Annotated in this window: 8 protein-coding genes and 1 pseudogene; 5 read left to right on the top strand and 4 right to left on the bottom strand. The window is 36.7% G+C overall.

Going from position 1 to position 7,839, the window contains the following annotated elements; all coding sequences use genetic code 11:
- Positions 1–1,189: 1,189 nt before the first annotated feature.
- From NNC77_RS15665 to NNC77_RS15685, 5 genes and pseudogenes are all read left to right on the top strand, one after another.
- Positions 1,190–1,369: pseudogene (locus tag NNC77_RS15665) on the top strand (hypothetical protein); the annotation flags it as partial.
- 16 nt (positions 1,370–1,385) lie between these two features.
- Positions 1,386–1,850: a hypothetical protein gene (locus tag NNC77_RS15670; protein WP_254971820.1), complete on the top strand. Its 465-nt coding sequence runs from the start codon at positions 1,386–1,388 to the stop codon at positions 1,848–1,850.
- Between the two features lie 592 nt (positions 1,851–2,442).
- The gene (locus NNC77_RS15675; protein ID WP_254971818.1) at positions 2,443–3,135 is read left to right on the top strand and encodes an XAC2610-related protein; all 693 of its coding nucleotides are present in this window, start codon (positions 2,443–2,445) and stop codon (positions 3,133–3,135) included.
- A 388-nt stretch (positions 3,136–3,523) separates the two neighbouring features.
- Positions 3,524–4,147, top strand: a complete 624-nt coding sequence (locus NNC77_RS15680; RefSeq protein WP_118192582.1) for an XAC2610-related protein — start codon at positions 3,524–3,526, stop codon at positions 4,145–4,147.
- A gap of 250 nt (positions 4,148–4,397) precedes the next feature.
- Positions 4,398–4,838, top strand: coding sequence for a hypothetical protein (locus NNC77_RS15685; protein WP_118082132.1), 441 nt, complete (start codon positions 4,398–4,400; stop codon positions 4,836–4,838).
- Between the two features lie 159 nt (positions 4,839–4,997).
- On the opposite strand, the gene NNC77_RS15690 is transcribed toward NNC77_RS15685, so the two are convergent.
- The 4 genes from NNC77_RS15690 to NNC77_RS15705 all read right to left on the bottom strand — a co-directional run bounded on the left by NNC77_RS15690 (position 4,998) and on the right by NNC77_RS15705 (position 7,734).
- Positions 4,998–5,204, bottom strand: a complete 207-nt coding sequence (locus NNC77_RS15690) for a copper resistance protein NlpE N-terminal domain-containing protein (RefSeq protein WP_254953997.1) — start codon at positions 5,202–5,204, stop codon at positions 4,998–5,000.
- A gap of 381 nt (positions 5,205–5,585) precedes the next feature.
- A complete protein-coding gene (locus NNC77_RS15695) occupies positions 5,586–6,338 on the bottom strand; it encodes a hypothetical protein (protein WP_254986901.1) in 753 nt (250 codons plus the stop codon).
- Positions 6,339–6,373: 35 nt separating this feature from the next.
- Positions 6,374–7,324, bottom strand: coding sequence for a relaxase/mobilization nuclease domain-containing protein (locus NNC77_RS15700; RefSeq protein ID WP_254986902.1), 951 nt, complete (start codon positions 7,322–7,324; stop codon positions 6,374–6,376).
- Positions 7,321–7,734: a plasmid mobilization protein gene (locus NNC77_RS15705; RefSeq protein ID WP_254971908.1), complete on the bottom strand. Its 414-nt coding sequence runs from the start codon at positions 7,732–7,734 to the stop codon at positions 7,321–7,323. Before NNC77_RS15705 ends, NNC77_RS15700 begins: the two co-directional genes overlap by 4 nt.
- Between the last annotated feature and the right edge of the window lie 105 nt (positions 7,735–7,839).

The raw sequence follows: 7,839 nt of genomic DNA on the forward strand, positions 1-7,839 counted from the left end.
GGGCGTTTGCCTATATTATATAGGTAACAATATGGAAACGAGCGGACTTCTGCTCGTTTCTGTATTTTGCAATATGCAAAGAACGCCTTAATTCGGGGACAAAGATACGATATTTTTCTTAATATCCCATAATTTGCAAGAAGAGAAACATAGAAATTAGGACTTTTTTACATGAAATCTCAAACTTGTGAACATAACCCCATCATAAAATGAATAGCAAGTATTCCTGCTGAGTTTATCAAATAAGGGCCATTGTTGTTGATGACGACTCTACCATCAGCTCATATATACCTTTTCGACACAAGCATATCTTGTTTTCGTTTGTACTCCGAGTGTGTACAGTTTCAAACCATGATTTACATTCTTATATAAGAAAGTGAAGCCGTGACCATTTGTGTATTTTTGCCAAACTAACTCCAGTACATACAACAGATGTAAAAGATTTCTGCAAAATCGACCAAAATCATAAGAAAAAAACACCAAATCAGCAAATTTCTTAAAGATTATATCCGTTTATTAAGATTATTTTTGTATATTTGCAGCATTAGTTTGGTGGTAAAGCCTATTGGCCTGCCACGTGACAATAGGACTTTACGGAGCAAGCCTATATCACAATTCTTCTCCGTAGTAACAGTCCGTTCTCTCTCACTGGTCTCTCCCTGCGCGGCAGAGGCATACGTTTTTATATTTTTCAAACACTCCAAATTGACAGCGCATGATAGATCAAAGTCGCCAATTTAAAATCTCTGGAGCTGAAAAAATCACCGATAAGGTAATAGAAGAAAAGGACTCTAAAAATAATAATACAAAAGATAATAAATAATGGATACGATACCTCTATGGTGCATAATATTTATTAATTGCATAACGCTCTTGAGTAGTGTATGGATACTTATATATTTATACAGAAATAGGAGTAAAAAAAGTTTTTCCACATATATATATGGAATAGCTTCATTGATAGGACTGTTCTTAGGTGTGATAAGTTTTTTTTATTACATCTGTCATGCATTTTGTGCAATATTATTTGGTATAGAAATATTCATTGATACATATATGGAACAGAAAAAGAGTCCTGTTAATAGGACTTATTTCAAAATAACAATTCCTCATCCTTATGTTCTTAAGGGCTACTATTGCGGTATTGGTTTTATGTTCTATGGGATAATGGTGATATTATATTACATGATATAAGCAAAAATATGTCCAATAGTTGCAGGTTGTCAAGGATAATTATGCAACCTTTGCAGTGCCGTACAATGGCGAGGACAACAACGACTATGTGGACGGCGAGGTGGTGCAGCATATTGAGTATGTACCTTTCGGTGAGGTTTTCGTTGAGGAACGCAATAACATTTCAAATAATCCATTAAGAAGAGAGAAAAATGGCAAAAGATAGGATGCTTTATATGAAATTATGTTTTGTAGTAATAGTCTTTGGACTATCTTTTACTATTTGTAACAAGCATTATATTAAGTATAGTGCTTGTTACAAGCTTCCGATACCTAAAACTCCATTTTATCCAGATGCCTATAAATTTGTACATACAAAAGAAGAGTTTTTGTTAAATATGAAATTAATTAATAATGCAATAAAAGTAGAAGCCATTATTGATACAAATAAACTTGATTTTAACAATCATACATATATCTTTGTGTTTGGCGCACCAATAAAAAAAATGTACTATAGTTTTAAGACTACATTATTTGACGATAAATCTCCGAGTTACGCAAAGGCTATAAGACATAAGAAAAAATGTGTATTTATAAATTATAATATTCCAACAGGGTACACGTATTTGTATGAAATAAAAAAAGACGAGACCCTTACTGGTTTCAATGGAATATAAGAAATTCATTGAATTGACAAAGAATAGAAATCCGTGGACTATTGAAAAACATTGATAGACATATTATTGTGCGTTTTTTGATTAATACTACAATTCTATGCAATAAATTCAATATCCAGTCGTTCTTTAGTTATAACATAAAAGCAAAACAATATGAACTATATTTGTTTTTGGGGAATATTAGCGTCTATAACAGGAATTGCAATAATGTTTTCAGTTATTAAGCACAAAAAGTCGGTAAGTGCCGTAAAATATGGCACTTACTTGATTTTTTCAATTTTGATGATATGCTTAGGAATAACAACCATCTTATTTAAAAGATATGATAGTATTTGTGCAATATTCTATGGTATTACATTCCTAAATATCACATACAAAGACAGGCGTAATAACCCACCGAGTTTTACAATAAGCTATATTGATTATCTTAAAGGATATCTTGTTGGTTTTATGTCTATAATGTATGCTTTGTTTAGAATTTTTGAATAGTAAGAAGAATGGTGGAGTAAGATAATTGCTCATTTTTGCAGAAAATAAGAAGAAACTCTGTATCTTTGTCGCAATAAAAATAAAAAGAAAAATAAAAAGAAGTATGAAAAAGATAGTTTTTATTCTACTCATTTTTTGTAGTTTTCTTGTAGTATGGGGATGCTATAAGAATAAAACGAAATGTGTTCCACAGAAAGAAGCAACTTCTGATTCTTCTATGAGAAGTAATGACGACACTCTAAGCCTTATGATAGAGCATGAGGTTGACGATGTTGATTATGGCGTGATTATAAAACGTGGCGACAAGACCATTCATCGCTTCGGATACAAATATCCTGAAGATGATGATCTTGTACCAAATGAAGAACGTATTGATAGTTGTCTGTTGACTGACTTGAATTTTGACGGTATAAAAGAAGATGTGCTGTTTTATTTGGGTAGCTTTGGTGCTTCTGGCACTGAACATTTTGATGCATGTGTTTGGAATCCTAATACTGAGCATTATGACAAAATTGAAGAATTCAAAGATATTCCAAACCCCAAAATCAGCGACAAATACAAGTGTATTCTTTCAAGAGTGTATGTTTCTTCCGCAGAGAACGAATATGCAAAATATGTATGCACCAATGGACATCTCATTAAGGTTGCCGAATTGAGACAATATTGGAAAGGGAACATTTATCCAGAGCAAGACAGGGCTGTTTATGAAGAGCATTTTATTAAAGCTAATGTTTGGAAGAGAAACTTGAAACTAAATCAAATTAGCGATTTCTGGAAACCGGTCGTACCGTTTTGATTATATCCAATTGGAGTTGGTGGGGTCATATAAAAATAAAAAGGAATTATGGGCAAATATCGCTTTCTATAATTCCTTTCTAATTTTTTCTTTTTAATGAGTTGTAGATATTACCTTTTTCCCAGACAAATCATATATCTGTTCTTCCTTTTGTGGACTTATTGTAATGTTATTGACTCCTGTTGTCGGGAAATCATCCGTTTAAGGGGTAAATACCGTACAACGAGTGAAACGATTAATAAAAGTACAATCATCGCAATAATACTATTGATTTTACGTTCTTTTCAAAGAAAGGGGTTGTGTGATAGTGGCTTAAAGGCTAAAAGCACTACCTTTGCATACAATAATAAAAAATAACGCAATGAAATGATCAAAATATTTAAAGACAATGAAAAGAATTATCGATAGTACATTAGTAATACTTTCTTTGATGTTGATCTTCGGTTGCAAGGAAAGTAAGGTGGGGCAGGGAAACCCTACCAAAGACAGCATGTCTATTGACACCGATAGTGTGATTTCGGGCAAGGTCTTTACCAAGCAAGATATTGCATCGGAAGATACGCTTAACGCTGTTATAAGAACACAATCTCCCAAGTCCAAGGATTTCGATTTTGAAGTATTTATTATGCGAGGGGAGAAAACTGTACAAATTATACCTTTCTCTTATCCAAAGGACGATACCTTTGACCCAAATGGTGGCCGGAAGGATAGCTGTCTGATGGCTGATGTGACGTTTGATGGCAATAAAGATCTGTTGGTATATTTGGGACAATTCGGAAATCAAGGTGTGGAATATTGGGATGCTTATGTCTGGAATGAAGTCAAGCAGAAGTTCTTGTTTGTTCCATCATTCCATGATATTCCCAATCCTACGCTTAACGAAAAAGAAAAGATTATTGAATCTTTCAGCCGTGGTTCTGCCGTTGATTATGAGTTTGGAAAATGGAAGTTCGAGAAAGGAGTGTTTGTACAAAAAGAACTTCTGTCACACCCTCCGAGAGAGAGTGAATAGTGTTATTCTCCGTTCATCACCACTTCATGGCCTCCTTGGGAAGCAACAACTTCGTGCTTTCGTTTTATATTGGAATCTGATTTTCTTCAATTTTGCGATAGAAGAAAAAGATTTGTATGAAACCCTGTTATAGACACCTCAAATTGGGCGGTTTCACAATTGGTGAATACCGCCCAATATAAAAAATGTCTTAACAAACAAGTTTAACAAGAATGGTCAAGATTTGGCTATTCACAATAGATTTTTGAGAATGAAATATATAATAGAAATTTTCATGTGTTTATTTTTGATTTGTTCATGTGACAATCATGATGTAGAATTCAATGAAAAGGAACAGACTTTTTATATTTACAATCTGTTGCATTTTTCTATTGAGCCATTAGATAGCTTTAGCAAATCTTATACATATGACTTCTTTTTGCGGACAAAGGGAACATGTAGAGAGGTGGATACTATTTGTTTAAAAAAAAGAATATCAAAGAAATTTAAAGCGATAGAATCGTCTTCTTATAAGCAAGAATTTCGGTATAATCCTTCCTATATAAGGCTATTACCAAACACTCAATATGTAATAAGACATAACGGGATGGGAGCTAAAGTAAATATAATAAAGTATTTTTATACAGATTCTTCTGGAAATTTACATTATAAGTGTGATGAAAAGTCTAGTAGGAAATTACAAGAGCCTTAATTATAAAGATTTTTGCTATAAAAAGAATATATAATTAGTTAGGAGAAAATATCAATAAAATCCGTGAGGGAGACACAACAACCCACGGGTTTTATTTTTATTATTTTTTCTTCAGTACACCGGTCTTTGCGCTTCTTGGCTCATTCCCAAATGAATCTATTAGATAATGCAACTATCATTCTTTATCTTGTAAAATATATTATAACCACTTGACAAATGTTCTAACATCAGAATACTGCCGTCAAGCACTTTGAAGATACCGTTCAACACTTCACTACTATCCGAATCGTTTGTAGATTCCTGCTTCAAGCAATACGTTCCATCTTCATTTAGTGTGAGTGTTGTTTCAACATTAGGTGGCAACACACCGCAATATGTTCCTGCAATGGAATCCAAGTCAATACTGTTTTCTTAGACTGCCGTATATTCTTCGGCTTTAACGGAATCAATATCGGCATCATTTTGTTTCGTATCACATAAGATATAAGATGCAACAAGTGAGATAACCAAAACTGCTATAATTATCTATTTCTTCTTCATAACCATCATAAAAGAAAATGTGACCGCAATGTCAAACGTGTGGCATCACGGACACGGATGAACAGTTGAGAGTTAATGAAAAGTCAGGATTCTGCTATGTTGCTGATGCATTGGACAAGTTCTTGCACTATCAAACACGATACGGAGACCGTTCGTCTTTACTTTATCGAAGCAAAGGATGCGCTTGTAGCCGATGGTCGTTGTCTATTATTTCTGATTAATTTTCTTTTTAATTTCATTCGCCTCTTTAAATAGGCTATTAGCAATGCTATCTTTAATTGCTGCCATCTGTATCATTTCGATATGGTAGCGAATTGAGTCCTCGTAAGTATTTACATGAGCTCTCACATTCTCTATAACTTCTTTATTAGGGCATACAGAGAAGTTCTTTTCGATGTATCGAACATTGGGGTCGTCAGATGGAAGAACCATCTTCAATGCCCGATACTTCAAGTCTGCCTCCTCCCAATCTTGGTGCTCTCGCCATTGGGTGAGATTGCCCCAAATAGAGAAGATAAGGGATAGAGCCAAGCCCCCGATGAAAAGAAGAACATATTTTGAAGTTGGTTCTAAGCGGTGGGTGACAACCTTCTTTTGAGGTGTGTAACCTATTGCGTGAAGTTTGTCCTGCACAACTTTTGATGTGGCATTCAGCTCTTGTTTCACCTGATTAACAGTATCAAACAAGAGTTTACTTCGCTGTTCATCTTTGCTTGCTTCTTTTTTGGTAAGGTCGGTAAAAATGCAGATAGCTTCTCTTAATCTTACCAATTTGTCAATAGCTTCCCCTTCTTTTACAGCCATAGCAAGAATAGCTTTTTCAAGTTTGCTAGTATCAACACTTACAGAGGCCGGAGTGCTTTCCGCCTCTGTATTCTTTGGTGAGGCAGAAAGTTCATCGACTTTTTGCTCCAATCTCTCAACTGTGCCGTAGATGGCTTCCAATAGTTCTTCTTTCATCTTTCTTTTGTTGTTTGAATGGTTTGTAACTTGCATCAAAGGCTAAAGCCTCTTCTGCGTTTCTTCTTTTTCTTCTTGGATGATTCATCCTCTGGGAATTGCTCAAAGGTCAGAGCATTGGCTGGAGCAAAAAGTCCAATGGAATAAATACCATCCCAAGGGTCTTGGCTGCTCTCCGACATGGATGGCTCATGGTTGCTCTTGTGATCGCCTTGCTCATATTGCAGAGTAGAGTTGGCTCTTGAAGATACATGGTTCTCCGTTCGCTCAAATCTCGCATTCAGTTTGCCAAAGCTATAGTCTCGGCTAATCTGCGCACCCTTGAAGCTATATCCATCCTTGCTGAAACGGATGCCTTGTACCTTGGTTCGCTCCTTATCCTTATAGACAAACTCTAAGTGAACACCTCGTTTTGCAAGTTCACTTTTGAACTCGTCCCAACTATCTGCCATTCTCAATGCGCTCTTTACAGCATTGTGAATCTCATATTTGGCACGCTCCGCATTGCGCAATTTGCGAGTATTAGTATTGCTCTTGTCCGTTCCGTAGGTAAATCCATACTTGGATTTAAGAGCCTTGGTCACTTGCTCATTACACCTATAATCATTCCTGTCTGATATGAGTTTGCACTCGTTATTGATGCGGTTATACACGATATGACAATGTGGATTGTCCGTGTTGTGATGCCTTACGATAATGAATTGGGTATCTTTTATCCCCATCATCTGCATGTATTCAAGGGCTATCTTAGCCATGAATTCATCCGTCAAACGTGGCTTGTCCTCGGGCTTGAAGCTCAAAGCTATGTGCCCCACAGGCTTCTTAATCCTTGGATTTAGCTGCCTTTGTAGCTCGAAACTTTGCGTCATCTCGGTATTCGTGCCGAGTAACACACCATCAGAGGCAAGGATTTTCGCCTCGTCCTTGCCTGTAACATAGCGGATGCAACCAGCAAATGAGCTGCCCTTCTTTAGCTTGCCTATCATGTGGCATCCTCCTTTCTGCCTATTCCGCATGGCTTCGGTTTATAACTTGCTTGGCGATACTCGCCAAGGATGGATTTCAATCTTCTCAACAAGTCCACCACATACACATGGGTTTCGTGGAAACCTCTCTGATGCGACAGCTTGGTAAGTTGGTTGAGGTTGTTCGCCATGCCTATGAGATTCTTAGCGATGGCTATCGTCTCAGCGTTGTGTCCGCTGACCACCTCGCCGTTCAAGGCGGACTCACGAATGTACTCCGCCAATTTGCGGTTGGCTTTTCTCGCCCTCAGTCTCAAAGCCTCGTAGCTTGGCTTCGAGAACTTCACCGTGACAGACTTCGACAGCTTGCGAACCCTGCCCGTAGGCGGTCTTCCGCCCTTTTTCCTATTCTGTTTCTGTATGCTTGTCATTCGATATACTGTTTACAGTTGGTACACTCACTTTCTGCGACCGTCGGGAGCAAAATTCCTCCGCCCTCATGGTGGAGCGAGGCGTTTTGGGGTTCCCAAAACATA

Origin of the sequence: Segatella copri (assembly GCF_024330485.1) — a bacterium.
In the GTDB taxonomy this organism is placed as follows: domain Bacteria; phylum Bacteroidota; class Bacteroidia; order Bacteroidales; family Bacteroidaceae; genus Prevotella; species Prevotella copri_L.

Excerpts from the sequence above, each read along its gene's own strand:
- NNC77_RS15700 (WP_254986902.1), bottom strand. The coding sequence starts at position 7,324 with ATGATAGGCAAGCTAAAGAAGGGCAGCTCATTTGCTGGTTGCATCCGC.
- NNC77_RS15680 (WP_118192582.1), top strand. The coding sequence starts at position 3,524 with ATGAAAAGAATTATCGATAGTACATTAGTAATACTTTCTTTGATGTTG.
- NNC77_RS15675 (WP_254971818.1), top strand. The coding sequence starts at position 2,443 with ATGAAAAAGATAGTTTTTATTCTACTCATTTTTTGTAGTTTTCTTGTA.
- NNC77_RS15695 (WP_254986901.1), bottom strand. The coding sequence starts at position 6,338 with ATGAAAGAAGAACTATTGGAAGCCATCTACGGCACAGTTGAGAGATTG.
- NNC77_RS15670 (WP_254971820.1), top strand. The coding sequence starts at position 1,386 with ATGGCAAAAGATAGGATGCTTTATATGAAATTATGTTTTGTAGTAATA.
- NNC77_RS15685 (WP_118082132.1), top strand. The coding sequence starts at position 4,398 with ATGAAATATATAATAGAAATTTTCATGTGTTTATTTTTGATTTGTTCA.
- NNC77_RS15705 (WP_254971908.1), bottom strand. The coding sequence starts at position 7,734 with ATGACAAGCATACAGAAACAGAATAGGAAAAAGGGCGGAAGACCGCCT.